Source organism: Lapillicoccus sp. (genome assembly GCF_039935575.1).
Taxonomy (GTDB): domain Bacteria; phylum Actinomycetota; class Actinomycetes; order Actinomycetales; family Dermatophilaceae; genus Lapillicoccus.
Window position 1 is genome coordinate 22,203 of sequence record NZ_JBDTKA010000021.1, and the last position, 24,857, is coordinate 47,059.

Consider the following 24,857-nt stretch of genomic DNA (forward strand, 5'->3'; position numbering starts at 1 on the left):
AGCGACCTCACCGGTGCACCCGGGTGACGGGCGTACGCATCCCGCTGGCCGCCCGGACCGCGCGGACGACCGCCGCAGCCTTGTGCTGCGTCTCCTCGTACTCCAGCTGCGGCACCGAGTCGGCGACGATGCCGGCGCCCGCCTGGATGTGCGCGACGCCGTCCTTCACGACCGCGGTGCGGATCGCGATCGCCGTGTCGAGGTCGCCGGCGAAGTCGAGGTAGCCGACTATCCCGCCGTAGACCCCACGCCGCAGCTGCTCGAACTGGTCGATCAAGGCCATGGCGCGAGGTTTCGGCGCCCCGCTGAGGGTGCCCGCGGGGAACGTCGCGACCAGGGCGTCGTATGCCGTCCGCCCGGGTTCGAGCTCGCCCACCACCGTCGACTCGAGATGCATGATGTGGCTGTACCGCCGGACCGTCATGAACTCCACGGTGTCCACAGTGCCCGCGCCGCAGACCCTCTGCAGGTCGTTGCGCGACAGGTCGACGAGCATGAGGTGCTCGGCCTGTTCCTTCTCGTCAGCGGCCAGCTCGTCCGCCAGCCACACGTCGTCCTCGGGCGTCTTCCCCCGCGGTCGCGACCCGGCGATCGGATGCGTGATCACGCGGCGGCCGGTGACCTTGACGAGTGCCTCCGGACTGGATCCGACAATGTCGTAGGCGGACCCGTCGGGGTGCGGGAGGCGGACAAAGTACATATATGGGCTGGGGTTCGACGCCCGGAGCGCCCGGTAGACGTCGAGCGACTCGGCGGGGCACGGCATCGAGAAGCGTTGCGAGACAACGATCTGGAAGGCCTCCCCCGCCCGGATCGCCTCCTTGCTGCGTTCGACCATGTCGTGGAACTCGGTCTGGGTGTGTGAGCTGGTGAGCGGCTGCTGAGTCGGCTCGATGACCGAGACGGTGCTGTCGGCCGGTTCGGCAAGCTGCTCGGTCATCCGGTCGAGGCGATCCACCCCGTCGGCCCAGGCCCACTCGACGCGCTCGTCCGTGTCGTCGAAGTTGACGACGTTGGCCACCAACAGCACCGAGCCGTCGGAGTGGTCGAGGACCGCTAGGTCCGTGGCGAAGAGCATGCCGATCTCAGGCAGGTCCAAGTCGTCGCGGCCGTCGTCGGGGACCCGCTCCCACCGGCGTACGGCGTCGTAGGTGATGCACCCGACCATGCCACCGGTGAGCGGTGGAAGCCCCGCGATGCGTGCGGTGGCCAGGGTTGCGAGGGTGTCGCGCAGGGCGGCCGTAGGGTCGCCGTTCGTGGGGACGCCGACCGGAGGTTCCCCGATCCAGTACGCCTCTCCGTCCTTCTCGGTCAACGTGGCGTGGCTGCGGGCACCGACAATCGAGTACCGCGACCAGACGCCGCCGTGCTCGGCCGACTCCAGGAGGAATGTCCCCGGTTCGCCGCGGGCCAGCTTGCGGTAGAGCCCGAGTGGCGTCTCACCGTCGGCGAGCAGCCGTCTGACGACCGGGATGACGCGGCGCGTGCGGGCCAGCTCAGAGAACAAGTTCAGGCTGGGCCAGGTCCCACCCCAGCCGAGGTCGGCCTCGACATCAGGCACGGTCCGGCTCCGGACCGCCGCGAACCGCGGCGAGCGGACGCGCCTCGAAGCAGGTGCGGTCGCCGGTGTGACAGGCCGCACCCACCTGGTCGACCTGCACGAGCAGCGCGTCACCGTCGCAGTCCAGGGACACCGACCGCACCCACTGGACGTGCCCGGACGTGTCCCCCTTGCGCCAGAGCTCCTGCCGGCTGCGTGACCAGAACGTCACCCGGCCCGTGGTCAGCGTGCGGGCCAGGGCGTCATCGTTCATCCAGCCGACCATCAGCACCTCGCCGGTGTCCTGCTGCTGGACGACCGCGGCCACGAGTCCCGCGGCGTCTCGGGTCAGCAGGTCGGCGACCCGGGGGTCGAGGGTGATGGTGTCGGTCGTGTCGGGCACGCTGACATTCTGCCGAACCTTGTTGTCAGCCGTTCGGCCAGTCCGCGTCGCGGCATACCGGCTGGTCCGAGGCAGCACGGCTTGCGCCGGACCCTCGAGCCGAGAAGCCTCAGGCGCGCTGCTGGGCCACCCACGACTCGTGCAGGTGGGAGTAGACCCCGCCCGCCCCGACGAGCTCGGTGTGCGGGCCGCGTTCGACGATCCGGCCGTCGTCGACGACGATCACCTCGTCGGCAGCCTGCGCGGTGGAGAGCCGGTGCGCGATCGCGATCGAGGTACGGCCCCGGGTGAGGCCCTCGAGGGCCCGCTGGATCCGGACCTCCGTGCTCGGGTCGACCGCAGAGGTGGCTTCGTCGAGGACGAGCAGGTCGGGGTCGGCGAGGTAGGCACGAGCCAACGCGACCAGCTGCCGCTCTCCCGCCGACAGCGACTCACCGCGTTGACCGACGTCGGTGGCCAGTCCCTGGGGCAGCGTCCCCAGCCAGGAGTCGAGCCCGAGCTCGGTCATGGTGAGGAGCACGTCGTCCTCGCTCGCCCCGGGAGCGCCGAACCGGATGTTGTCCAGCAGCGACGCGTCGAACAGGAACCCCTCCTGGGGCACGAGGACGACGCGGTTGCGTAGCGACCCGAACCGGACGGTCCGCAGGTCGACGCCGTCGATGGTGACCGCCCCGTCGGACGGGTCCATCAGCCGGGTCAGCAGCTTCGCGAGCGTGGACTTGCCCGAACCGGTCTCGCCCACGATGGCGACCCGCGAGCGCGGTGCGATCCGCAGGTTGATGTCGTGGAGCACCTGGTCCCCGCCGGGATAGGAGAAGCTCACTGCGTCGAACCCGACCGTGATCGGTCCCCGGGGCAGGTCGACGCCGGACGCGGCCGGGTCGGCGACGTCAGCGTGTGTGTCGATGATCCCGATCACGCGCCGCCATCCGGCGACCGCGTTCTGCATCTCGTTGAGGATCTCGGTGGCCTGCTGGACGGGCGTGGTGAACAGGTTGACGAGGAACAAGAAGGCGAGCAGCTCGCCCAGCGTGAGCCGGCCGTCCACGGCGAGCAGGGTGCCCACGACGATGACGATGGCCGTCGTGAGCCCGGAGACGAGCTGGCCGCTGGTGAAGGCGAGCACGGAACGGACCTGGGCTCCGATGGCGGCGCGGCGGTGCTGGTCGACGGCGTCGTCGATGCGGGCGGCAGTGCGCTCCTCGACGCCGTATGCGCGGATCGTCGCCGCACCGACGACCGCCTCGGAGATCGCGCTGAGCATGTCCCCGACCCGTTGGCGTACGGCGGTGTAGGCACGACCGACGATCCCCTGGAAGCGTCGGATTATGAAGAAGAGCGGGAGGAAGCAGATCCACACGACCGCGGCGAGCGGTGGGCTGTAGACCACCATCAGCACGGTCGCCAGCAGCAGCTGGGCGAGGTTGACCATGAGCATCAGGCCGCCGAACTGGACGAACATCGAGATCGTGTCGACGTCCGAGGTGACGCGGGAGACGAGCGAGCCGCGGCGTTCGGTGTTCTGGGTCAGCATCGACAGGTCGTGGATGTGGCGGAACGCCTTGATCCGCAGGGTCGACAGGCCGTTCTCGGACGCGGTGAACAACCGGACGTTGACGAGGTAGGAGCTGACTGCGGTGACAGCCACGCCCACCAGGGCGAGCATGACGTAGCGCAGCACGATGCCGGAGTCCGGCCCGCTCGAACCCATGATCCCTTCGTCCGTGGTGCGCTGGACGACGAACGGGATCATCACCTTGCCCAACGTCGACAGGACCGCGAGCACGACCGTCACACCGATACCCCTACGCAGCTCCGGCGACAGCTCGACGCCGCGCTTGAGGGTTGCCCAGGTGCTCAGCTCCTGACCGGACTCGATGCCGGAGTGGTCGGTGATCGGGGCCGAACGCATACTCATCGCTCTGCCCCGACGCTCTCGGCCATCGCCTCTTCGTCGGCGGCGACGGCGGCCCGCTCGGCGGCCTCGCGGGCGTACGCCGTCACGAGTCGCTGGTAACCAGAACAACGGTCGAGCAGCTGTTCATGGGTGCCGTGGTCGACGACGCGACCCTCTTCCAGGTAGACGACGTCGTCGGCGAGCGTGATGGTCGCCATCCGGTAGGCGACGACGAGGACGGTGGTGCCCGAGCTCGCCTCGCGCAGCCCGGCGAGGATGGCCTGCTCGACAGCAGGGTCGACAGCGGATGTCGCGTCGTCGAGGACCAGCAGCTGGGGCCGGCGGATGACCGCTCGCGCCAGGGCGACCCGCTGGCGCTGGCCTCCGGACAGGCTGGCGCCTCGCTCTCCCACCCGCGTGTCGATCCCGGCGGGGAGGTGCGCCACGAACCCGTGACCTTGGGCCACCCGCAACGCGTCCCACACCTCGTCGTCGGTGCGGTCGACACCGAGCGTGACATTGCCACGCACCGTGTCGTCGAACATGAAGGTCTGCTGCGCGACCAGCGCGGTGGTGTCGGAGATGCCGCCCTTGCGCACCGTCCGCAGGTCGATCCCATCCACGAGCACTGCCCCCGAGTCGGGATCGACGAGGCGTACTACGAGGTTGGTCAGCGTCGACTTGCCTGAACCCGTCGGGCCGACGAGCGCCGTCGTGCCGCGCGCCGGGAGGTCGAGCGTGACGCCGGTGAGCGCTGGGTTGCGGGCGGTCTCGCCACCCTCGAGGTCGACCTCGTAGGCGTACGAGATGTTCTCGACCTGCAGCCGGCTCGCGCCCCGGTCGGGTAGTGAGTCGGAGCCGTGCTCCATCGAGCCGGTCGCCCCCAGCACGGCCTGCACCCGGTCCCAGCCGACGACCGAACGTGGCATCTCGGCCAGCACCCAGCCGAGCGCGCGCACCGGGAAGGCGAGGATGGAGAACAGGTAGGCGATCTGGACGACCTCGGCAGCCGTGAGGTGGCCGGTCGAGACGCGCCAGACCCCGACCGCGAGGACGGCGAGCGTGCCGAGCGTCGGGATCGCCTCGATGGCCGGGTCGAAGACTCCCCTGGTGCGGCCCACGGCGATGTTGGAGTCGCGCAGCTGGTGCGTGACGGCAGTGAACCGGGCGGCCTCCTGGTCCTCGCGGCCCAGGCTCTTGACGACCAGCGCCGCCTCGAAGCTCTCGTGGGCGACCTCGGAGACCTCGGCCCGCAGCTGCTGGACGCGGGTCACCTTCGGGGACATGACGCGTTGGAAGGCCAGGTTGACCAGGAAGAGACCCGGGAAGACCGTCATCCCGATCGCCGCCAAGAACGGGTCGACGATGAACATCTGGACCGCCCCGAAGACGAGCATGACGATGACGCCGATCGCCATAGGCAGCGGCTGGAAGACGTTCCACATCGACTCGACGTCGGAGTTCGCGTTGGACAGCAGCTGCCCCGACGGGTGACGGTGGTGCCAGCTGAGCGGCAGGCGGAGGTACTGGCGGGTCACCCGTCGCCGGTAGGTCGCGCCGAGGTTGTAGACGGCGACGCCGGCGGCCATCCGCCGGACCACGATCCCGGCGACGTTGACCAGGACCACGGCCGCGAGCAGAAGCCCGGCGCCGGTCAGCTGCGAGGCGCTGACCTGGTGCGCGGCAATCGCGGGAGCGACCGTGTCCTGCGTGACACGCCCGATAACCCACGCGGTGCCGCCCGTCATGATCCCGTAGACGGTGCTACCGAGGATCGAGATCCCCACCCACGCCTTCTGCTCCCGCATCCCGCGTCCGATGACCCGAAAACCCCGTCGAAGGGTGGCGTTGGTCGGGACCGGGACGAGCGTCGACAACGGTGGTTCCCCCTGGAGGTGGTGGTGAGTCGAGTGGTGCGGGCGTCGACGCTGACGACCGGTCAGCCTCTCACGACCAACAGACAGACCTGCTGGTGTATGCCCGGGGCCGGCAGCGCGCGGCGCGTGGACCTCGGGCCCTGCCCGGCGGGCTCCACCCAGTAGCGCCGCTTACCGCCACGGACGTCCTCCAGGACGCCGCCGTTGCGTTCGATGACCGTTGCGGAAGCCACGTTCGCGTCGTCACAGGTCAGCAAGACCCGCTCGATGGCGAGGTGGCGCGCCTCCAGCAGAGCCAATGCCGCTGCGGCAGTGGCAATCCCGCGGCCCCGTGCGGTGGGCCGGACGGCATACCCGATGTAGCCGCCCTCCTCGAACAGGAACGCGTTCAGCTCGTGCCGCAGTGCGACGAACCCGACCAGCCGACCGTCCTGCACAACCCAGCGGGACGTGCTCGGGACCAGGCCCTCGGGGACGTCCTCGCCGAACTCGTCGGCCATCGCCAGGAACTCCGCCTGACGGGCGATATCGGGTCCGACGAGGGTGATCGTGCCGTGGGACATGGCGTGAGGGTGTGGGCCTCGGCAGGCTCGCTGCGACGGGGTTTGACACGATGAGGCTATGACCTCCTACGCGCAGCAGGAACGCCACGCGATCTGCGACTCGTTCGTGCGCCTCGGCCCCGACGCCCCGACTATCGACGACCCCTGGCTGGCCCGCGACCTCGCGGCGCACCTCGCGATCCGGGACTCGCGACCCGACCTCGCGCTCGGGATGTTCGTCCCGCCGCTCAAAGGACGGCTCGACGCGGCTATGCATGCGCTCGCCAGCGGGGACTGGCCCACCTTGGTGGACCGAGTCCGCACCGGCCCGCCGAAGTGGTCACCGACCCGGGTCGGACGCGTAGATGAGGCCGTGAACGGCATGGAGTTCTTCATCCACCACGAGGACCTGCTGCGCGGCGCACCGGGTTTCGAGCGGCGGGCGCTCGACGTCGGCCTGGAGCGGTCCCTCTGGGACAGCCTCAAGCGGGGCGGCAAGCTGATGTTCCGCAAGGTCCCCAGCGGGGTTGTGCTCGTCGCCGAGGGACACGGCCGGGCGGCCGTGAGCAAGCCCGGCGAGTCGGGGACGGTCATCCTTCGCGGCACACCTGGTGAGCTCATGCTCTTCGCCTCGGGGCGGGGCCGGGTAGCCGAGGTGGAGCTCGACGGGCCTGGTGACGCGGTGGCCGAGCTCGAGGCCGCCCACCTCGGTATGGGCTGACCCAGCAGGCCGGTAGACCGGTGCGCCTCTTCGCCTAACGGACCGTGATGCCGACCGCGCGCATCGCGTGCTTCACCTGTGCCACCGTGAGCTCGCCGAAGTGGAAGACACTCGCCGCCAGGACTGCGTCCGCTCCCGCACGCACGGCGTCGACGAAGTCCTCGGCGCGGCCGGCCCCCCCGCTCGCAATGATCGGAACGTGCACGGCGTCCCGGACGCGTTCGATAAGCTCGAGGTCGAAGCCCTCCTTGGTGCCGTCGGCGTCCATCGAGTTGAGCAGGATCTCCCCCGCCCCGAGCGCTGCGGCGCGCGCGCACCACTCGACGGCGTCGAGGTCGACGGGAGTACGCCCGCCGTGGGTCGTCATGACGAAGTCGTCGGTCCGCCGTCCGTCGTCACCCACACGTCGACGCACGTCGGCGGACAGCACTAACACCTGTCCCCCGAACCGGTCGGAGATCTCGGAGATCAGCTCCGGACGCGCGATCGCCGCAGTGTTGACGCCGACCTTGTCGGCGCCCGCCCGAAGCAACCGGTCGACGTCAGCAACGGAGCGCACCCCACCACCGACCGTGAGCGGGATGAACACCTGCTCCGCGGTGCGGGTGACGATCTCATAGGTGGTCTGCCGGTCTCCGCTGCTGGCGGTCACGTCGAGGAAGGTCAGCTCGTCGACTCCCTGCGCGTCGTAGACCTTTGCCAGCTCGACCGGGTCTCCTGCGTCGCGCAGGTTCTCGAAGTTGACGCCCTTGACCACCCGGCCGGCGTCGACGTCGAGGCAGGCGATGACCCGGGTCGCGACGCTCATGGGCGTCACGCTACCGAGCCGCCTGCTGAGCCGTCGGCAGACGCGGCGTTACCCTCCGCAGATGGACGCCGTCGACGCCGATACCGGGCTCGCGGAGGTCCTGCGGCTCGCCGCTTCCGCCGAACCTCGTTGCGGCGCCGTGACGGTGGTCGCGGTGGACGGTCCCAGCGCAGCCGGCAAGACGACACTCTCCCGGCGGCTCGCGGCCGCCCTCCATGTCCCTGTGGTTCACCTGGACGCGATCTATCCCGGCTGGGACGGCCTCGCCGACGCTGTGCCGCTCGTGACCAGCCAGGTCCTCGAGCCGCTCGCGCGGGGGGAGCGCGCGGCATACCGGCGGTGGGACTGGATGCGCGACCGCTGGGGCGGCACCGCGGAGGTGCCGATGGTGTCGCTGCTGGTTCTGGAGGGGGTGGGGTCCAGCGTTGGAACGGCGGGCACCTATGCCTCGGTGCGGGTCTGGGTGGAGGCGCCGCGCGACGTCCGGTTCGAGCGCGGGATCGCCCGCGACGGCGAGGCATACCGGCCTAACTGGGAACGGTGGGCGCGCCAGGAGGTGGCGTTGTTTGCCGCGGACCGGACCCGGGACCGCGCCGACGTCGTCATCGACACGAGCGTCCCGTTGTCCGCAACTTGACCGCCGCACCGGTGAGTCGTGCGGAGCCGTGCGTGTGAGACTGGCCGAACCATGACCAGCGCCGTTCCCCGACCGTCAGCGAATGCCGTCCCGGCACCTGCAGGTCGAGCCCCCTCATGGCTGCCGCCCACCTGGGTTCTGGCGGTCGGCCTGGTGGCCGTGGCGGCGAACCTCCGTCTCGCGCTGGCCGGGGTCCCGCCGCTGGTCGGGTTGATCACGAACGACCTGCACCTGTCTTCCGCGGGCGTCGGCGTCCTCACCACGCTCCCCGTGCTGTGCATGGGCCTCTTCGCCCCTGTCGCCCATTGGGCGAGCAGTCGATGGGGTTCTGTCCCAACGGTTTTCGCTGCGGTCATCATGATGACGTTCGGCTCGGCTTTGCGGTGGCGGGGTGCGAACGTCGTCGTCCTGTATGCCGCGACGCTGGTCGCGGGGGTGGGGATCGCGGTGGCGGGGACGCTGCTGCCGCGACTGGTCAAGACCCTGTTCCCAGCGGAACGGGTCGGGCTCGCGACCGGCGTCTACATGCTGGCGATGATGCTCGGCGCGACCGCCTCGGCGGCCCTGTCGGCACCGCTGGCTGGCGTTCTCGGGTCCTGGGAGCGCTCGCTGGCCAGCTGGGCGGTCGTCGGGCTGGTCGGCCTCGTCGCGTGGACACCGTTGACGCGTGCGGTCCTTCGGCACCGCGACGACGTGACGTCCGGGTCCGCGCATACCCGGCTGCCGTGGCGACACCCGACGGCCTGGCTGATCGCGGCGTACCTCGTCACCCAGTCATGGGCGTTCTACTCGACGCTCGCCTGGCTGGCACCGTCGTTCGTGCGCCTGGGCTGGGACCGCGAGCACGCCGGCTATCTCCTGTCGCTGTTCAGTGCCGTCCAGATCGTCGCCGGGCTGGTCATGCCGGTGGTCAGCGACCGGGTGAGCGACCTGCGGTTCCTGCTCGTGCCGGTCACCGGTCTGGCCACGTCGGGGCTGCTCGGGCTGCTCCTTGCGCCCGCCAGCGCGCCATGGCTGTGGGCCGTCCTCGTCGGGCTGGGGCAGGGTGGGGCGTTCGCCGTGGCGCTGGTGCTGCTGGTCCGGTTCGCCTCGACCCCTCAGGCAAGCGGTGGGTTGAGCGCGATGGGGTTCCTCGTGGGATACGGCATCGCCTCGTTCGGGCCGGTCGTCATGGGTGTCATCCTCGACCGGACCGGCGGGTTCCATGGCGTGTGGCTGGTCCTCGCCCTTCTGATGGTGCCCCAGCTCGTCGTCGTCGCGGCGCTCCGGCCCGCAATGCGCACGGTGGCCTGAGCGGTGATCCACGACTTCGACTACTCCAACCTCAGCCCACGACCGCCGGGCCGGGTCATCCAGCTGCTCGGCACGGTGCTGCCGGGAGTGCGCCGCGTCCAGGAGCAGACGCAGCCTTATGCCGAACGCTGGGCCCAGGCCAACGTCGCGGCCCTGCAGCGCTCGGGTCCGCTCTGGGTGGCCCTCGGCGACTCGATGACCCAGGGCATCGGCGCCTCGGACTACGATCGGGGCTGGGTCGGGCAGCTGAGCGACCGCCTCCGCGCTGACGGGTGGGAGCACCGCGTCGTCAACCTGTCGGTCAGCGGCGCGCGCGTCGCGGAGGTGCTCGAGCACCAGATCCGGGCGCTCGACGCGCTCACCGAGGCAGAGGGCGCGCCAGCCCTTGTGACCTGCATCGCCGGCTCGAACGACATCGTCTCGCCGCGGTGGAGCCGTGGGCTGGGCGACCGGTTCGAGGCGCTGCTCGACCGGCTCCCACGGCACGCCGTCGTCTCGAACCTGCCCAACCCGACCCGGGAGGCGAACCGGGTGAGCGATCTCGTTGCCGCCAGAGGCCGGGCCGGTCAGGTCGTCGTCGCCGACATGCGCGCCGAAGGGCCGCGGTCGTGGCGAGGCATGCTCGCGGCGGACACGTTCCACCCCAACGACGTCGGGTACGCCGCGATGGCCGACGTCATGCAGCGCGCCATGAAGCGGGCCGGCCTGCCGCAGGCTCGCCCATGACGCCCGCCGGAGGTGCAGCGAGGCGGCAGCGCTATGCGGGCCGGATCGCCGGCGTGGGCACCACCTCCGGGACCCGGCTCGTGGTGGGCAGCTGGGCGTCGACGCCGCTGGGTCGTTTCGCTGACGTCATGCTCGAGCGGCCCGATGGACATCGCGTGCTGCTCGCCCCTGACGACGCCGTCCGCGGCGTCATCGAGTCGACCTACGTCTTCGACGAGGTGCGGATCGAGCCGGTCACGCTCGTCGAGTCCGACACCGGCTGGTCCGTGACGAGCCCGTCGTTGTCGCTTGCCATCGACGTCGGCACGCGGACCCCGCTCGGCTGGCTGCTGCATACGGTGCCTCGCCCGTTGGCCACGAGCACCACCTGGGCGACCCTCGTCGACCCGCTGGCCGGCCTGCTCGTCGACGGTGTCCGGACTCGGGGCACGGCCAGAGAGGGCCGCCGCGAGTGGTACGGCGCGACCGACATGCACCACGTTCTCGGCGCTGCCGGGGCCTTGGACGGCGTTGACCTCGGCCGGTTGGCTCCCGTCGACCCGCCGTGCCGGTTCGGGTTCTCGTCGACGCCCAGGACGCCGTCGGTCACGACGGTGGTCACGACCATCGAGACGCTGTGAGCCTTCGCAGCGACCGACCCCTGACCCGGCTCCTCCGAGCTCCCACCCTCCACCGAACACCCACCCTCCCGACCGAACTCACGTCTTCGCGGGTTTTCCGGGTCGCGCGGCCGCGGAAACCGGGCAGATCGTGAGTCCGGTGATGGAAGATGTGAGTCCGGTCAGGGGTGCCCCGGGAGCGCTCCGAGATCGCGCACCAGCCCAGCCAACCGGGTGGCCTCCGTCATCGACGACGGTCCGTCGGCCCGCTGGATCGCCATGACGGCGACCGTGTCGGTGTCGTCCAGCTCGAGCGTCACCCAAGGAGCCCCGTCTCCGAACTCCACGGTGACCACCTCGGTCCAGGGGATGCGCCGACTGCTGACCAGGTTGCGCACGAGCAGCCCCTGCGGACCGGGAACCGCGCGGATGGTCGCATAACGCCAGCACACCCCGGCCAGCAGCGCCCCGATCCCGGCGACCAGAACCCGGTCGCCGCCCTGGAACGTCATCAACCCGGCGTCGTACGGCAACAGCACCGCCAGCCCGCAGAAGACCACGAGCGAGAGCACGCCCATCACGGTGGCGACAGCGCGGCCGCGTCGGCTCTGGAACGGTCGCAGCTGCTCGGTGGTCGACATCGTCAGAGTCGACAAGCCGCGATGTCGGTGACGAGGATGGCGCGGGCACCGAGGTCATAGAGCTCGTCCATCACCCGGTTGGTCGTCGGCCGGGGAACCATCGAGCGCACCGCGCACCACGAAGGGTCCTGCAGGTGCGAGACCGTCGGAGACTCGAGGCCCGGGGTGATGGCGCAGGCCCGCTCGACGAGCTCCGCGGGCACGTCGTAGTCCATCATCACGTAGGTCCGGGCCGTGACCACACCCAGCAGGCGGCGGCGCAGGACCTCGAACGCCGCGTCGTTCTCCTGCGCGTCGCGTCGCACCAGGACGGCCTCGCTGCGCAGGATCGGCTCCCCGAAAACCGCGAGGCCCTGGCTGCGCAACGTCGCGCCGGTCTCGACGACGTCGGCGATGACGTCGGCGACGCCGAGCGTGATCGCCGTCTCGACGGCGCCGTCCAGCCGCACGACCGAGGCGCGCACACCGTGCTCGGCCAGGTCCTTCTCCACCAGGCCGGGGTAGCTGGTCGCCACCCGGCGCCCCTCGACGTCAGCGACCTTCGACACCTCACCGGGGCGACCGGCATACCGGAACGTCGACCGACCGAACCCCAGCGGCATTACCTCGGTGGCGCTGCTCGTGCTGTCGAGCAGCAGGTCGCGACCGGTGACGCCTGCGTCGACGGTGCCGGAGCCGACGTAGATCGCGATGTCCCGAGGGCGCAGGTAGAAGAACTCGACGTCGTTGTCGGGATCCGGGACGACGAGCTCCTTGGTGTCGCGACGGGTCGCATATCCCGCCTCACGGAGCATGTCGACCGCGGACTCGGACAGGGAACCCTTGTTGGGAACGGCAACTCGAAGCATCGGCTGGCTTCCTACAGGTGGGTGTAGACGTCGGTGAGCGTGAGACCCTTGGCGTGCATCAGGACCTGCAGGTGGTAGAGCAGCTGGCTGATCTCCTGCGCAGTGCGCTCGTCGTCCTCGTACTCGGCGGCCATCCACACCTCGGCCGCCTCCTCGACGATCTTCTTGCCGATCGCGTGCACGCCGGCGTCGAGGGCGGCGACCGTCCCCGAACCCTCGGGTCGGGTCGCCGCCTTCTCGCCCAGCTCGGCGTACAGCTGCTCGAACGTCTTCACGACCATCCAGCCTAGGGGCTGGCCTACTCTGCTCAGGTGGTGGCGTGCACGGCCTCCGGTTCGGGCGTGGGCGTCTCGGTGCGGCTCGCGCGGATCCAGACCAGGAAGCCGTAGATCACGAACACTGAGTAGACGCCGTAGAGGACCGCAGTCGGGATGTAGCCGGAGTGGACCAGCAGTGGGACGCCGACGACGTCGACGGCAATCCACAGCAGCCAGAACTCGTTCCACCCGCGCGCCATCGCATAGGTGGCCAGCATCGAGCCGATGAAGATCCACGCGTCGCACCAGTAATACCAGCGCGGTGCCTCGAAGCCGGCGCCGATGGTCGCGAACACCTGCTGCACGATGACGAGGCCGACCAGCCAGACGACAGCGACGCTCAGCCGCTCGCGGTTGGTCGCCCAGCGCGGGACGATCGCGGGCGCGGACGAGTCCCGGCCGCCGAGCTGCTGCACCTGACGCCAGCGGTACCAGCCGTAGATGCTGGTGATGATGAAGAAGATCTGCCGGCCGGACTGCCCGAACAGCGGCGCCCGCTGGTCCGCCTGGTCGAACGTCACCGTGATGTAGACGAAGAACAACAGGACGTTGCCGACGATGCCGACCGGCCACGCCCAGTTACGACGGACCAGCCCGCCGATGGCGGAGCCCAGGCCGAACAGGACGCCGATGAGCTCGAGCCAGTGCAGCTCGTAGCCCCCGACGGGGATGCTGGCCTCGTACAACCAACGCAACAGGTCCATGGGTGGTGCTCCTTCGTCGTCCCTCGTGCTCAGCCAGGGGTTTGCGGGTACTGGGGCGGCGAGCTCCGGGAGTGACGGGGGTCCGTGGCGACGGCCAGCGCGTATGCGTCGCGCCCCTGCTGGGGAGCCGCACACATACCTGAACTCGCCGACGCGGACGCCGAAAGGGCGGACAGGCGGGCCTCCTGGCCGACCTGTCGGTCCTTCAACGTGCTGCCTACCATCCGGACTTTCACCGTCGGTCCTGGAGTTCCACCAGATCAACCGGCCGCTGGATGCGGTCGGGTCGCGGACTGTCACCGCCGGTTCGGAGTTGCACCGACCCCGGAGCACGTCAGCGAAAGTATGACACGCAGGCGCGCGTCGGGGTACGTGACCCGGCCCACGCGAGGGGCAGGTCAGGAGTGGGTGTGACCGCCCGGATCTTTGACCAGCGCGCGCAGCTCGGCGATGGCCTCACCGACGTCGTCGGCGCCGTAGACCGCCGACCCGGCGACGAACACGTCCGCCCCCGCCTCGGCGCACTGCTCGATGGTCTGGGCGCTCACTCCACCGTCCACCTGCACCCACACCTCTCCGCCGAACCGGCGGACCGACTCCCTCACCGCGCGTACCTTCGGCAGCTGGTCGGCCATGAACGACTGCCCACCGAAGCCCGGCTCGACCGTCATCACCAGCACCATGTCGAGGTCGGGAAGCAGGTCCTCGTAGGGCGCCCACGGAGTCCCCGGCTTGACCGCGAGGCCGGCCCGCGCCCCCGCCGCACGCAGCGTCCGCGCCAACCCGCGGGGGTCGGCCGCCGCCTCTACATGGAACGTCACCAACTGCGCCCCGGCCTCGGCATAACCCGGTGCCCAACGGTCGGGGTCGTCGATCATCAGGTGGCAGTCGACCGGGACCGGGCTCACCTTGACCAGCGCCTCGACCACAGGCAGGCCCAGGGTGAGGTTGGGCACGAAATGGTTGTCCATCACATCGACGTGCGCCCAGTCGGCGCTACGGATCGCGAGGAGGTCGGCCTCGAGGTTCGCAAAGTCCGCGGACAGGATGCTCGGCGAGATCTGCATCTGGTCAGCCTATTCAGCCGGACTTGCGAAGCAGGGCGACGAACATGCCATCGGTGTCGTGCCGGTGCGGCCACAGCTGGACGAACGGCCCGTCGCCGATGCCGTCGATCGGCGTGCCAGAGGGGTCGACGAACAGCTCGCGGGCATCGAGCAGCTCGACGTCGGAGCGGCGCTTGACCACGTCGGTGACGACGAACCGGGTCTCGTTCAGGTGCGGGCTGCAGGTCGCGTAGACCACCACGCCGCCGCCGCGAGTCGCGCCGATCGCGCTCGCCAACAGGTCGCGCTGCAGACCCGCGAGCGCCGGGACGTCTGACGGCTGTCGTCTCCAGCGGGCCTCCGGACGCCGACGCAGAGCGCCCAGGCCGGTGCAGGGAGCGTCGACGAGCACACGGTCGTATGCCTCGGGCTCGTCCGCGCCGATGACACGTCCGTCGCCCTCCCGGACCACCACCTGTCCGGGACGGCCGGCTCTCACGGCAGCGGAGAGTGTCGAGCGCACGAGGTTCGCACGGTGGTGGCTCACCTCGTTGGCGACCAGATCGGCGTCCTGTTGGATCGCCAACGCCGCCAACAGGCCCGCCTTGCCCCCCGGCCCGGCACAAAGGTCTAGCCACCGCTCCAGTCGGCCGGGAACGGACTGCGCCGGTGCGGCGGCCAGCGCCAGGGCCACGAGCTGAGAACCCTCGTCCTGCACCGCCGCCCGACCCTCGCGGACGGCGCGGAACGCCCCGGGGTCGCCCTGGTCGAGGATGGCGCCGGTCCGCGCATAGCGGGCCGGGACCACTCCGTCCCCGAGCAGCTCGTCCACCGAGGCCAGCCCGGGACGGGCCACCAGGGTCACCAGCGCGGGGGTGTTGTCCGCTTCCAGCAGCCCGGTCAGCTCGTCCTCGACGGTCTCGGCCGATGCGGTCCCGTGGCCGATCAGCGCCGCACGCAATGCGCGCACGACCCACTCGGGGTGCGAGGTCCGGACCGCCAGCGTGGCCACCGTGTCGCCGCCTGGCGGAGCGACCTCGTCCAGCCAGGCGTCGCGGCCGCGTTCGCTGACCCGACGCATCACCGCGTTGACGAAACCGGATGCCCCGATGCCGTTGACCTGCCGGGCCAGCGCCACCGTCTCGTCGACCGCGGCGTGGGTGGGGACCCGCATAGCGAGCAGCTGATGGGTGCCGAGGCGCAGCGTGTCGAGGACGTTGGCATCGATCGAGTCGACGTCGCGACGCGCAGCGACGGCGATCACCCGGTCGTAGAGTCCGCGCATCCGAGTCGCGCCGTAGACCAGCTCGGTGGCGAAGGCCGCGTCACGCCCGTCGATCCCTTTGTCGCGCAATACCTTTGGTAGCTCGAGATTAGCGTAGGCGCCGTCGGAGACCGCACGCATGACGGTGTACGCCGCGAGTCTCGGTGCATCGGTGCGACGGGCCCGTTCAGCGGGGCGCTGGCGGGACCGGTCACCCGGCTTGCGGCGGTCAGGCATCGGCGAACCGCTCCCCTGGCTCGACCCGGCTACCGCGGGCCCAGTCGGCGGCAGGCATGGCCTTCTTGCCGTGCGCGTGGACGGTGCCGAGCCGGACGACGCCACCGGCTGTCGCGACGTCGACGGCGTTCTTCGAGACGCTCAGCGTGCCGGGGGGCAGGTCGAGCAGGCCCGGGACCGGCGCGGGTGCCACGGGGAGGACCTTGACCCGCTCTCCCCGGAAGGTGGTCCACGCACCGGGGTTGGGTGTGCAACCCCGCACCTGCCGGTCGACCACGTGCGCGGGGCGGTTCCAGAGGATGCGCGCGTCCTCGACCGAGATCTTGGGTGCAAGCGAGATCCCCTCCAGCGGTTGGGTTTTGGCGACCAGGTCGCCCGAGGCGAGTCCGTCCATCGTGGCGACGAGCAGGCCGGCGCCGGCGACGGCCAGACGCTCCAGCAAGTCGCCACTCGTGTCTGCGGGCCGGATGGTCTCGGTCATCGTCCCGAGAACCGGCCCCGTGTCGAGGCCCTCCTCGATGACGAACGTCGAGGCACCGGTGACGTCGTCCCCGGCCATCACCGCGTGCTGCACCGGGGCAGCACCGCGCCAGGCGGGCAGCAAGGAGAAGTGCAGGTTGACCCAGCCGTGCACGGGGATGTCGAGGGCGGATCGCGGGATCAGGGCTCCGTAGGCCACGACTGGGCACACGTCCGGAGCGAGCGCGCGCAGCTGGTCCTGGAACTCGGGGTCGCGAGGGCTGCGCGGGGTCAGCACCGGCATACCGAGCTGCGCGGCGCGCACGCGCACCGGCGAGGGGACGAGCGAACGTCCCCGTCCCGCAAGCGCATCCGGGCGGGTGACGACGCCGACGACCTCGTGGGAGGACGAGACGAGAGCCTCCAGACTAGGCAATGCCGCCGACGGCGTGCCGGCGAAGACCAGCCGCACTACATCCCCCGGCCGAAGGTCGAGTGCGGGCTCAGCCGCACGGTCGGGACGCTGCCGCCAGCCCACTCGGCCTCGCGGACCGCCTTCATGGCCAGCTTGCGCTGGGCGGGGTCCATCCGGTCGACGAACAGGATCCCGTCGAGGTGGTCGGTCTCGTGCTGGATGGCGCGGGCCAGCAGGTCGAAGCCCTCGATGGTGACCGGCTCTCCGAACATGTCGAACCCGGCAGCGACGACGCTGAGCGCGCGCGGCGTGTCATAGGTCAGCCCGGGAAAGGACAGACAGCCTTCCGGCCCGTCCTGGCAGTCGGTCGACAGCGTGAGCCGAGGGTTGACGAGATGTCCGAGGACGCCGTCGACATGCCAGGTGAAGACGCGCAGCCCGACGCCGATCTGGGGTGCGGCCAGACCGGCCCCAGGTGCGTCAACCATCGTGTCGGTCAGGTCCGCGACCAGCTGGCGCAGCTCGCGGTCGAAGTCGACGACGGGGGCAGCCGCGGTACGCAGAATCGGGTCACCGAACAGGCGGATGTCCTTGATCGACACAGGGTTCAGGAGCTCTCTCGTGGTGGCGCAGGGGGCACAGGCGGGCAGCCAAGTCTAGGCACGCTCGTCTTCGGGTTCGTGCACTGTGGGCCGCTCCAGGTTGCGGACGGACCGGGAGGCCAGCGTCGCGAGCGCGAGCACGGCATACCCAGCGTGGCGGGGCAACCTCGAGCATGAAGAGCGGTATGCCATCACGGCGACCCGGGTGGCGATGAGCGGCCCGAGTACCCCGATGACGCCCGACCAGACGGCGTTCAGCAGACCAAAGACCACGACAACGACCCAGAGCCAGGTCCGCGAGACGAACTCGGTCCAGCCTTCGCCGAGGTCGCGCAGCATCGACGACTTCGCCATACCGGCGTCGAGCAGGAGACGCAGGTGGTAGGAGGCGTTGGCCCGGGTGATGTCGAGCTCGCGGGCCACGGGGGATGTCCTACGGTGGCTGCATGAAAGACCTCGTCGTGACGGAGAACATCACCCTCGACGGTGTCATCGACGCGGCCGGTGACTGGTTCGGGCCGATGGACGCCACCGAGGACACGGCAGACCTCGTCGAGGCGATTGACGAACACCGGCGCGGCGCCGACGCGTTCCTCACCGGGAGAGCGACGTTCGAGGCGATGCGCGAGTTCTGGCCGGCACAGACCGACGACGAGACGGGCAACACCGACTACCTCAACCGGGTGCACAAGTACGTCGTCTCCTCGACGCTCGAGGACCCGGGCTGGGAGCCGACGACCGTGCTGCGCGGGCTCGACGACGTGCGGTCCCTAAAGCAGGGCGACGGCGGCGACATCGTCACGACGGGGAGCCTGACCCTGGTGCCCGCGCTCATCGCAGCGGGCCTGGTGGACGAGTACCGGCTGTTCACCTATCCCATCGTCCTCGGCCGTGGTCAGCGGCTGTTCGGCGATGCCGACAACGTCCCGCGTCTGCGGCTGACGGAATGCCGGTCGTTCCGGTCCGGCGTCGTGCTGCTGCGCTACCGACCCGAGATGCCGTGAGCACCCCGTGAGCACCCCGGCATACGAGAAGGATCCGCGGGTCGACGCCTACCTCGAGCCGTTGCCGCAGTGGCAGCGGGACGTGCTGCAGGAGGTGCGCGACCTCGTCCACGCGGTCGACCCCGAGGTCGAGGAGACGATCAAGCGAAGCGTGCAGCCCTACTTCGTCCTGCAGGGCAACATCTGCGCGTTCCTCGCGGCACGGGACCATGTGAACGTGTTCCTCTACGACGGCGCGATCGTCCCGGACCCCGAGGGCATCATCACGGCGGGCCACGACAACCAGACCGCCCGCACCGTGGGTTTCCGCGAGGGCGAGGAGGTCAACGCGCCGGCGCTGTCGGCGATGTTCGCCCTGATCGTTGCGAACAACCGGGCCGGAGGGTGGCGCAAGCTCAAGGGGGAAGGCGCCGGTTCGCCCTAGCTCGGTCAAGCCGGTCGAGCAGGGAGTCGGCGACGGCGTAGCCGGCTCGAAGCATCCCGTTCCGACGTGAGCAACCGCCGGAGCGTCAGCCCGAGCCGTCGGCGAGATCCATGCGCACCATGACGGACTCCGGCTCCTTGCGTGCGCTGCGTTCGGCCCGCATCGCCGCCAGGGCTGCGGCCAGGGCTGCGCGCTGCTCCCGGGGCACCTTGAACAGCACCTGGACGTCGGGCGTCGCGCCGGCGCCGACGCGACCGGTATGCGCCTCGGCATGCGGCCGCCGCCAGGGGAGCGGCCCGAGACGCTGGATTGCCGGGCCGAGGTCGACCCGGCCGACGGCCTCGGTCACGGCGGAGCGCGGGCCGACGACCTGGGCCATCGTCACGGCCGGCGGCAGCGCCAGATCGGTGCGCTCGGCGAGCTCGCGACCGGCCAGCCAGGCGGGGTCCCACCGCACGAGTGCCTCGACGGCGGGCAGCGTGGGGTGCACCGGGGCGCCCGCGAGGACGACCGTGCCACCGTCCTCTCCGGCGCGTGCGAGCGCGGCCGCGCCCAGCCAGCGCCGCACTGCCTCGACCGACGCGTCCAGGGAAGCGCGGTCGAGCAGCGCCCACGCGTCGAGCAGCAGCACCGCCGGGTAGCCACCCTCGGCGACGGGTTCGGCTCCGGGGGTGGCGATGACGAGGGCCGGCTCGGCCCCCACACTGGCCAGCACCTCCCCCGAGCCCGAGGTGCGCACCGGGACGCCGGGGAACGCCCGGCCCAGCTCCTCGGCCGTCCGCCGCGACCCCACGACACCCGAGCGCAGGGTGCGTCCCTCGCACTCCGGGCAGACGAACCCGCCGGTCCCGTAGGTCGCCCCGCACCAGCGGCAGGCGGGCTCGGCCGTCCCCGTCCCCAGGCTCATCGGCCCGTGGCATCGGGGGCAGCGCGCGGGCTCACGGCAGCTCTGGCAGGCCAGTGACGGCAGGTAGCCCCGGCGCGGCACCTGTACGAGGACCGGTCCGCGCTCGAGGGCGGCCTTTGCGGTCTGCCAGGCGACAGGGGGCAGACGGGCCATGGCGGCCGCTCCCCCACGCTCGACCTGGGCGTCGTCCCCGGCCACGACGACGCGCGGCGCGGCGCGGCGGACCTGAGACGCGCTCGCCTGGACCGGGACGAGCTCGCCCGCCTCGATCGCCCGCTGCACCGCGACGCTGCGCGCGAACCCGCCCGTGAGGCACGCGGCACCCGACCGGGCCGCCCGGATGGCCAGGACGTCGCCCACCCGTGGGTAGGGCGCCCGCGGTTCGTCGAGCAGGTCGTCGCCGTCATCCCACCACGCGACCAGACCCAGGTCGTGAACGGGCGCGAAGGCGGCGGCGCGGGTGCCGACCACACACCGGACGTGTCCGCGCAGCACCTTCAGCCAGGCGGTGTATCTCGCCTGCGGCCCCTGGTCGGCAGTCAGCCGCACATGGCGCCCGGCACCTAACAGCTCGACCAGCTCGGCATCGACCCTGCTGACGTCACGATAGTCCGGGACCACGACGACCGCACCACGCCCGGCTGCGACAGCCGTAGCCGCCGCGACGGCCAGCGCCCGCGGCCAGTCGCCAGCGGGGGGCCGCCCGGGCAGCGCGAGCCAGGCGGCCGTCGGGGACCCACCCTCGCCGATCCGGCGCAGCAACGCCTCACCTGCCGGGTATGCCGTCCACGGACCAGGCTCTGGCGTCGCAAGCGGTTCGGTGCGCGTAGATAGGCCCGGAGGTGGGCCTGCCTTGTCGAGCGCGCGTTCGGCGGCAGCGTGACGCTTGGGAACCGCGAGGCGCAGGACGTCGCCGAGGACACCGGCGCCATGGTCGGCGACCGCCCGGGAGAGTGCGAGCACCTCGGGGGTGAGGACCGGTTCCGAACTGACGACCCGGCGCAGCGGCTGGAGCCGACCGGGATGTTCCGGCCCGGCCCGGCGCTCCACGACAAACCCGTCGAGGTCCCGCCCCGCGAACCGGACCCGGACGCGTACCCCTGCCTGGGCGCCGTCGTCGAGCTCTGGCGGGACGGCGTACTCGAACACCCGGTCGAGGTGCGCGAGCCCCGTGTCCACGACGACGGCCGCCACCGGCAGCGCGGGCACCGCGCTGGTCGCCGGTTCGGGCCGCTCGGTCACGGGCCAGGTCTAACAGAGAGGTCCGACGCCCTGCCGACCTGTGCTGACGGGCGCTGCCCTTGATCTCGGGTGTGGCGGGTAGCGCCCGGAGATCCGGGCGCGTCCCACCACACCGATGCCGGCTCAGCCGCGGACGGCCGCCTGCAGGGCTTCGACCTTGGTGGTCTGCTCCCACGTGAAGGCGTTGGTCACGCCGGGGGCAGAGGTGCGACCGAAGTGCCCGTAGGCGGCCGTCGGCTTGTAGATCGGGCGCAGCAGGTCCAGCTGGTCGACGATCGCGCCGGGACGCAGGTCGAACACCGAGCCGATGGCGGCCTGGATCCGGTCGACCGGGGCGCTCTCGGTGCCGAACGTCTCGACGTAGAGACCGACCGGCTTGGCAGCGCCGATGGCGTACGCCACCTGGATCTCGCAGCGTGTGGCCAGACCGGCGGCGACGACGTTTTTGGCGACCCAGCGCATCGCGTAGGCCGCGGAGCGGTCCACCTTGCTCGGGTCCTTGCCCGAGAACGCACCGCCACCGTGCCGGGCCATTCCGCCGTAGGTGTCGACGATGATCTTGCGGCCGGTCAACCCGGCGTCGCCCATCGGACCGCCGATCTCGAACCGGCCCGTCGGGTTGATCAAGGTGCGGTAGTCCGAGGTGTCGAGCTCGGTCCCGGTCTCGGCGAGCTCCGCCAAGACCGGCACGATGACCTGCTCGCGGATGTCGGGCTGCAGCAGCCCCTCGAGCGAGACGTCCGCCGCGTGCTGGGTCGAGAGCACCACGGTGTCGAGCTTCACCGCCTTGTCACCGTCGTAGGCGATCGTCACCTGGGTCTTGCCGTCCGGGCGCAGGTAGGCCAGGTCGCCGCTCTTGCGCACGGCCGTCAACCGCTCCGCGAGCCGGTGCGCCAGGTAGATCGGCAGCGGCATCAGCTCGGCCGTGTCCTCACAGGCATACCCGAACATCAGACCCTGGTCGCCGGCGCCCTGCTTGTCCAGCGGGTCGACCCCACCCGTGCGGTTCTCGAACGCCGTATCGACACCCTGGGCGATGTCCGGCGACTGCTGGCCGATGGAGACCTCGACCCCGCAGGACGCGCCGTCGAAGCCCTTGGTGGACGAGTCATACCCGATGCCGAGCACCGTCTCGCGCACGATCTTGGGGATCTCCACGTATGCCTCGGTCGTCACCTCACCAGCGACGTGGACCAGGCCGGTCGTGACCATCGTCTCGACGGCCACGCGTGCACCGGGGTCCTGCTGCAGCATCGCGTCGAGGATGGCGTCGCTGACCTGGTCGCAGATCTTGTCCGGGTGCCCCTCGGTGACGGACTCGGACGTGAACAGACGTGCGGACAAGGGGTCTCCTGGAGGTGGGCGATCGGGAGCAGGTTGGCCGCCGGGGAGTCTAGCGAGTCTCAGAGGATGGTCTGGATGCCGTCCCACACCGCGGCGGCGATCTGGTCCTTGGGCGCGGGACCGATCTGGGGCGCGTACCCGGCACCTGGCAGCCCGTCGCGGAAGAGCAGATGCACGGTGTTGCCGTCGGTACCGAAAGCCAAGCCGTCGCCGACCTCGTTGACGACGAGCAGGTCACAGCCCTTGCGGACCAGCTTGTCCATGGCGTGGAAGATCACTGACCCGCTCTGGTCACCCGTCTCGGCCGCGAACCCGACGAGCACCGGCGAGGTGGCCTCACCGCGAACCTTGACGAGCCCGGCCAGGATGTCGGGGTTGCGGACCAGGTCGATCGTCGGCGCAGACTCGTCCCGCTGCCCGGGCGTGTCGGCGTGCGTCTTCTTGATCTTGGTGGTCGCGACGTCGCGCGGCCGGAAGTCGGCGACCGCCGCGGCCATGATCACGACGTCGGCGTCCTTCGCCGCCTGGACGACCGCGTCCTGCAGCTCCAGCGCGGTGCCGACCGGGACCACCTCCACGCCCTCCGGCGCGGCCAGGGCGGCGTTGGCGCTGACCAGCGTCACCTGCGCGCCTCGGGCAGCGGCGACCTGCGCCAGGGCGTAGCCCTGCTTGCCAGACGACCGGTTGCCGAGGTAGCGCACTGGGTCGAGCGGCTCTCGTGTGCCGCCGGCCGTCACGACCACCCGACGCCCGCCGAGCGACCCCCGCTCACCTTCGCTTGCGTCCGACGTTTCGGTGGCCCGGGCGACCAGAATGTCGGACGCAGCGGGCTGGTCTTCGCCGGCCGGGGGGGAGCCAGCGAGCAGCCGGAGACAGACCGCGTAGAGGTCCTCGGGCTCCTGGAGTCGACCGGCACCGGAGTCGGAGCCGGTGAGCCGTCCCGATGCGGGTGGCACCACGTGGACGCCGCGCGCGGTGAGCGTGGCGACGTTGGCCTGGGTGGCCGGGTGCTCCCACATCTCGGTGTGCATGGCGGGAGCCATGACGACAGGACAGCGCGCCGTCAACAGCGTCGCCGTCAGCAGGTCGTCGGCCATCCCCGCCGCCGCCCGAGCCATCAGGTCGGCGGTCGCGGGGGCCACAACTACGAGGTCAGCGGACTTGCCGAGCCGCACGTGCGGTACCTCCGGCACCTGCGACCAGACATCGGCGCGCACCGGTTTGCCGGAGAGGGCTTCCCAGGTCGGAGCACCGACGAAGCGCAGCGCCGACTCGGTGGGCACCACGGTGACGTCGTGCCCGCTTTCGGTCAGCAGACGCAACAGCGACGCGACCTTGTATGCCGCGATGCCGCCACCCACACCGAGGACGACACTCGGTCCACGCGTCGTCACAGGACTGGCTCAGTCCTCGGTCGTGGCCTCGGACGTGACCAGCCCCTGGTTGATCTCGCGCAGCGCGATGGACAGGGGCTTCTCGCTGATCTCGGTCTCGACGAGCGGGCCGACGTAGTCGAGCAGGCCCTCCTGCAACTGGCTGTAGTAGGCGTTGATCTGGCGGGCGCGCTTGGCCGAGTAGATCACCAGGGCGTACTTGCTGTCGGCGACCTTGAGGAGGTCGTCGATCGGGGGGTTGGTGATGCCGATGGGGTTGGCCACGGTTCCGGACATGGGCGTCCTGCTTTCTTCGCTGGTGCGGTTGCCCGCTCGACTACGGCCCGGCACGACTCGGTCAGCTCCTGAGGGACTTGGTGAGCGACTGGGCACGCCGAACAGCGGACAGCGTCAGGTGTCTCGCCGACGCGTTCGCATCAATGATACGAGTTCTTCGCTGGCCCGGCGAACATCGTCGTTGACGATGGTCACGTCGAACTCGCTCACCGCGGCCAGCTCGGCCCGCGCCGTAGCAAGCCGGACCTGGCGTTCCTCCTCCCGCTCGGTCCCGCGCCCGACCAGTCGACGGACGAGCTCGTCCCAAGACGGTGGCGTGAGGAAGACCAGCAACGCGTCCGGGTCGCGCTGCCGCACCTGTCGCGCTCCCTGGATGTCGATCTCGAGGAGTGCGAGACGTCCCTCCCTCATCGCACGCTCGACCGGTCCGCGTGGTGTCCCGTACTTCGCCCGGCCGTGCACGACGGCATACTCGAGCAGGTCGCCTGCGGCGACCAGCCGGTCGAACTCGGCATCGTCGACGAAGTGGTAGTGCACCCCCTCGACCTCCCCCGCCCGAGGCGGCCGCGTGGTCACCGAAACCGAAAGCCAGACCTGCGGGAAGTGCGTGCGCACGTAGGCAGAGATGGTCCCCTTGCCGACGGCGGTCGGGCCCGCCAGCACGGTGAGTCGTTGAGGCAGGGCTGTCAC

Annotated in this window: 27 protein-coding genes and 1 riboswitch; of the genes, 7 read left to right on the forward strand and 20 right to left on the reverse strand. The window is 70.7% G+C overall.

The features are described 5' to 3' along the window. Positions 1-7: 7 nt before the first annotated feature. From ABI385_RS02810 to ABI385_RS02830, 5 genes are all read right to left on the reverse strand, one after another. Positions 8-1,561 carry an anthranilate synthase component I gene (locus tag ABI385_RS02810; RefSeq protein ID WP_348102212.1) on the reverse strand — a complete coding sequence of 518 codons (1,554 nt, stop codon included), beginning with the start codon at positions 1,559-1,561 and terminating at the stop codon, positions 8-10. Then, positions 1,554-1,943 (reverse strand): phosphoribosyl-AMP cyclohydrolase, encoded by a 390-nt coding sequence (gene hisI / locus ABI385_RS02815; RefSeq protein WP_348102213.1) that lies wholly within the window; start codon positions 1,941-1,943, stop codon positions 1,554-1,556. The genes ABI385_RS02810 and hisI overlap by 8 nt, the downstream gene beginning before the upstream one ends. 109 nt (positions 1,944-2,052) lie before the next feature. Continuing rightward, entirely contained in the window at positions 2,053-3,861 is a 1,809-nt protein-coding gene (locus ABI385_RS02820) for an ABC transporter ATP-binding protein (protein WP_348102214.1), read from the reverse strand. Beyond that, positions 3,858-5,717, reverse strand: a complete 1,860-nt coding sequence (locus tag ABI385_RS02825) for an ABC transporter ATP-binding protein (protein WP_348102215.1) — start codon at positions 5,715-5,717, stop codon at positions 3,858-3,860. The genes ABI385_RS02820 and ABI385_RS02825 overlap by 4 nt, the downstream gene beginning before the upstream one ends. Positions 5,718-5,779: 62 nt before the next feature. Next, positions 5,780-6,280, reverse strand: a complete 501-nt coding sequence (locus ABI385_RS02830) for a GNAT family N-acetyltransferase (protein ID WP_348102216.1) — start codon at positions 6,278-6,280, stop codon at positions 5,780-5,782. A gap of 58 nt (positions 6,281-6,338) precedes the next feature. On the opposite strand from ABI385_RS02830, the gene ABI385_RS02835 reads away from it, so the two are divergent. Then, positions 6,339-6,980 (forward strand): TIGR03085 family metal-binding protein, encoded by a 642-nt coding sequence (locus ABI385_RS02835; RefSeq protein ID WP_348102217.1) that lies wholly within the window; start codon positions 6,339-6,341, stop codon positions 6,978-6,980. A gap of 34 nt (positions 6,981-7,014) precedes the next feature. Here the strand turns inward: ABI385_RS02835 and hisF are convergent, their stop codons facing one another. Beyond that, on the reverse strand, positions 7,015-7,788 hold the full coding sequence (hisF, locus tag ABI385_RS02840) for an imidazole glycerol phosphate synthase subunit HisF (RefSeq protein WP_348102218.1): 774 nt from the start codon (positions 7,786-7,788) through the stop codon (positions 7,015-7,017). A gap of 61 nt (positions 7,789-7,849) precedes the next feature. Here hisF and ABI385_RS02845 point away from each other — a divergent pair, with 61 nt between their 5' ends. The 4 genes from ABI385_RS02845 to ABI385_RS02860 all read left to right on the forward strand — a co-directional run bounded on the left by ABI385_RS02845 (position 7,850) and on the right by ABI385_RS02860 (position 11,064). Further along, a complete protein-coding gene (locus tag ABI385_RS02845; RefSeq protein ID WP_348102219.1) occupies positions 7,850-8,425 on the forward strand; it encodes a hypothetical protein in 576 nt (191 codons plus the stop codon). Between the two features lie 159 nt (positions 8,426-8,584). Further along, positions 8,585-9,718: an MFS transporter gene (locus ABI385_RS02850; RefSeq protein WP_348102220.1), complete on the forward strand. Its 1,134-nt coding sequence runs from the start codon at positions 8,585-8,587 to the stop codon at positions 9,716-9,718. A gap of 3 nt (positions 9,719-9,721) precedes the next feature. After that, the gene (locus ABI385_RS02855; RefSeq protein ID WP_348102221.1) at positions 9,722-10,444 is read left to right on the forward strand and encodes an SGNH/GDSL hydrolase family protein; all 723 of its coding nucleotides are present in this window, start codon (positions 9,722-9,724) and stop codon (positions 10,442-10,444) included. Next, positions 10,441-11,064, forward strand: coding sequence for a hypothetical protein (locus ABI385_RS02860; RefSeq protein WP_348102222.1), 624 nt, complete (start codon positions 10,441-10,443; stop codon positions 11,062-11,064). Before ABI385_RS02855 ends, ABI385_RS02860 begins: the two co-directional genes overlap by 4 nt. A 161-nt stretch (positions 11,065-11,225) precedes the next feature. Here ABI385_RS02860 and ABI385_RS02865 read toward each other — a convergent pair whose 3' ends face one another. From ABI385_RS02865 to ABI385_RS02905, 9 genes are all read right to left on the reverse strand, one after another. Beyond that, positions 11,226-11,684: a PH domain-containing protein gene (locus ABI385_RS02865; RefSeq protein ID WP_348102223.1), complete on the reverse strand. Its 459-nt coding sequence runs from the start codon at positions 11,682-11,684 to the stop codon at positions 11,226-11,228. Positions 11,685-11,686: 2 nt separating this feature from the next. After that, complete coding sequence (gene hisG / locus ABI385_RS02870) at positions 11,687-12,532, reverse strand: ATP phosphoribosyltransferase (RefSeq protein ID WP_348102224.1); 846 nt, start codon at positions 12,530-12,532, stop codon at positions 11,687-11,689. Between the two features lie 11 nt (positions 12,533-12,543). Further along, on the reverse strand, positions 12,544-12,807 hold the full coding sequence (locus tag ABI385_RS02875; protein WP_348102225.1) for a phosphoribosyl-ATP diphosphatase: 264 nt from the start codon (positions 12,805-12,807) through the stop codon (positions 12,544-12,546). A gap of 32 nt (positions 12,808-12,839) precedes the next feature. Beyond that, a complete protein-coding gene (pnuC, locus tag ABI385_RS02880) occupies positions 12,840-13,553 on the reverse strand; it encodes a nicotinamide riboside transporter PnuC (RefSeq protein ID WP_348102226.1) in 714 nt (237 codons plus the stop codon). A 206-nt stretch (positions 13,554-13,759) separates the two neighbouring features. After that, a riboswitch (FMN riboswitch) is annotated at positions 13,760-13,890 on the reverse strand. Positions 13,891-13,951: 61 nt separating this feature from the next. Next, complete coding sequence (rpe, locus tag ABI385_RS02885; protein WP_348102227.1) at positions 13,952-14,620, reverse strand: ribulose-phosphate 3-epimerase; 669 nt, start codon at positions 14,618-14,620, stop codon at positions 13,952-13,954. Between the two features lie 13 nt (positions 14,621-14,633). After that, positions 14,634-16,100 (reverse strand): transcription antitermination factor NusB, encoded by a 1,467-nt coding sequence (locus ABI385_RS02890; protein ID WP_348102228.1) that lies wholly within the window; start codon positions 16,098-16,100, stop codon positions 14,634-14,636. After that, on the reverse strand, positions 16,093-17,031 hold the full coding sequence (gene fmt / locus ABI385_RS02895) for a methionyl-tRNA formyltransferase (RefSeq protein WP_348102229.1): 939 nt from the start codon (positions 17,029-17,031) through the stop codon (positions 16,093-16,095). Before fmt ends, ABI385_RS02890 begins: the two co-directional genes overlap by 8 nt. Continuing rightward, the gene (gene def, locus ABI385_RS02900; protein WP_348102230.1) at positions 17,031-17,576 is read right to left on the reverse strand and encodes a peptide deformylase; all 546 of its coding nucleotides are present in this window, start codon (positions 17,574-17,576) and stop codon (positions 17,031-17,033) included. Before def ends, fmt begins: the two co-directional genes overlap by 1 nt. Before the next feature lie 54 nt (positions 17,577-17,630). Then, positions 17,631-17,999, reverse strand: coding sequence for a helix-turn-helix domain-containing protein (locus ABI385_RS02905; protein ID WP_348102231.1), 369 nt, complete (start codon positions 17,997-17,999; stop codon positions 17,631-17,633). A gap of 23 nt (positions 18,000-18,022) precedes the next feature. Here ABI385_RS02905 and ABI385_RS02910 point away from each other — a divergent pair, with 23 nt between their 5' ends. Beyond that, a complete protein-coding gene (locus ABI385_RS02910) occupies positions 18,023-18,580 on the forward strand; it encodes a dihydrofolate reductase family protein (RefSeq protein WP_348102232.1) in 558 nt (185 codons plus the stop codon). Between the two features lie 7 nt (positions 18,581-18,587). Further along, the gene (locus ABI385_RS02915) at positions 18,588-19,004 is read left to right on the forward strand and encodes a DUF1801 domain-containing protein (protein ID WP_348102233.1); all 417 of its coding nucleotides are present in this window, start codon (positions 18,588-18,590) and stop codon (positions 19,002-19,004) included. Positions 19,005-19,089: 85 nt separating this feature from the next. On the opposite strand, the gene ABI385_RS02920 is transcribed toward ABI385_RS02915, so the two are convergent. The 5 genes from ABI385_RS02920 to gmk form a co-directional block, all read right to left on the reverse strand. Further along, positions 19,090-21,153, reverse strand: coding sequence for a primosome assembly protein PriA (locus tag ABI385_RS02920; protein WP_348102234.1), 2,064 nt, complete (start codon positions 21,151-21,153; stop codon positions 19,090-19,092). 123 nt (positions 21,154-21,276) lie between these two features. After that, positions 21,277-22,497, reverse strand: coding sequence for a methionine adenosyltransferase (gene metK, locus ABI385_RS02925; protein ID WP_348102235.1), 1,221 nt, complete (start codon positions 22,495-22,497; stop codon positions 21,277-21,279). 59 nt (positions 22,498-22,556) lie between these two features. Beyond that, entirely contained in the window at positions 22,557-23,891 is a 1,335-nt protein-coding gene (locus ABI385_RS02930) for a bifunctional phosphopantothenoylcysteine decarboxylase/phosphopantothenate synthase (protein WP_348102236.1), read from the reverse strand. Between the two features lie 9 nt (positions 23,892-23,900). Beyond that, positions 23,901-24,167, reverse strand: a complete 267-nt coding sequence (rpoZ, locus tag ABI385_RS02935; RefSeq protein WP_348102237.1) for a DNA-directed RNA polymerase subunit omega — start codon at positions 24,165-24,167, stop codon at positions 23,901-23,903. Between the two features lie 114 nt (positions 24,168-24,281). Beyond that, the gene (gene gmk / locus ABI385_RS02940; protein ID WP_348102238.1) at positions 24,282-24,857 is read right to left on the reverse strand and encodes a guanylate kinase; all 576 of its coding nucleotides are present in this window, start codon (positions 24,855-24,857) and stop codon (positions 24,282-24,284) included.

What these genes read in the sequence shown, in the direction of transcription:
- ABI385_RS02820 (WP_348102214.1), bottom strand. Translation starts at nt 3,861, where the DNA reads ATGAGTATGCGTTCGGCCCCGATCACCGACCACTCCGGCATCGAGTCC.
- ABI385_RS02830 (WP_348102216.1), bottom strand. Translation starts at nt 6,280, where the DNA reads ATGTCCCACGGCACGATCACCCTCGTCGGACCCGATATCGCCCGTCAG.
- ABI385_RS02835 (WP_348102217.1), top strand. Translation starts at nt 6,339, where the DNA reads ATGACCTCCTACGCGCAGCAGGAACGCCACGCGATCTGCGACTCGTTC.
- hisF (WP_348102218.1), bottom strand. Translation starts at nt 7,788, where the DNA reads ATGAGCGTCGCGACCCGGGTCATCGCCTGCCTCGACGTCGACGCCGGC.
- ABI385_RS02845 (WP_348102219.1), top strand. Translation starts at nt 7,850, where the DNA reads ATGGACGCCGTCGACGCCGATACCGGGCTCGCGGAGGTCCTGCGGCTC.
- ABI385_RS02860 (WP_348102222.1), top strand. Translation starts at nt 10,441, where the DNA reads ATGACGCCCGCCGGAGGTGCAGCGAGGCGGCAGCGCTATGCGGGCCGG.
- ABI385_RS02865 (WP_348102223.1), bottom strand. Translation starts at nt 11,684, where the DNA reads ATGTCGACCACCGAGCAGCTGCGACCGTTCCAGAGCCGACGCGGCCGC.
- hisG (WP_348102224.1), bottom strand. Translation starts at nt 12,532, where the DNA reads ATGCTTCGAGTTGCCGTTCCCAACAAGGGTTCCCTGTCCGAGTCCGCG.
- pnuC (WP_348102226.1), bottom strand. Translation starts at nt 13,553, where the DNA reads ATGGACCTGTTGCGTTGGTTGTACGAGGCCAGCATCCCCGTCGGGGGC.
- rpe (WP_348102227.1), bottom strand. Translation starts at nt 14,620, where the DNA reads ATGCAGATCTCGCCGAGCATCCTGTCCGCGGACTTTGCGAACCTCGAG.
- ABI385_RS02890 (WP_348102228.1), bottom strand. Translation starts at nt 16,100, where the DNA reads ATGCCTGACCGCCGCAAGCCGGGTGACCGGTCCCGCCAGCGCCCCGCT.
- ABI385_RS02910 (WP_348102232.1), top strand. Translation starts at nt 18,023, where the DNA reads ATGAAAGACCTCGTCGTGACGGAGAACATCACCCTCGACGGTGTCATC.
- rpoZ (WP_348102237.1), bottom strand. Translation starts at nt 24,167, where the DNA reads ATGTCCGGAACCGTGGCCAACCCCATCGGCATCACCAACCCCCCGATC.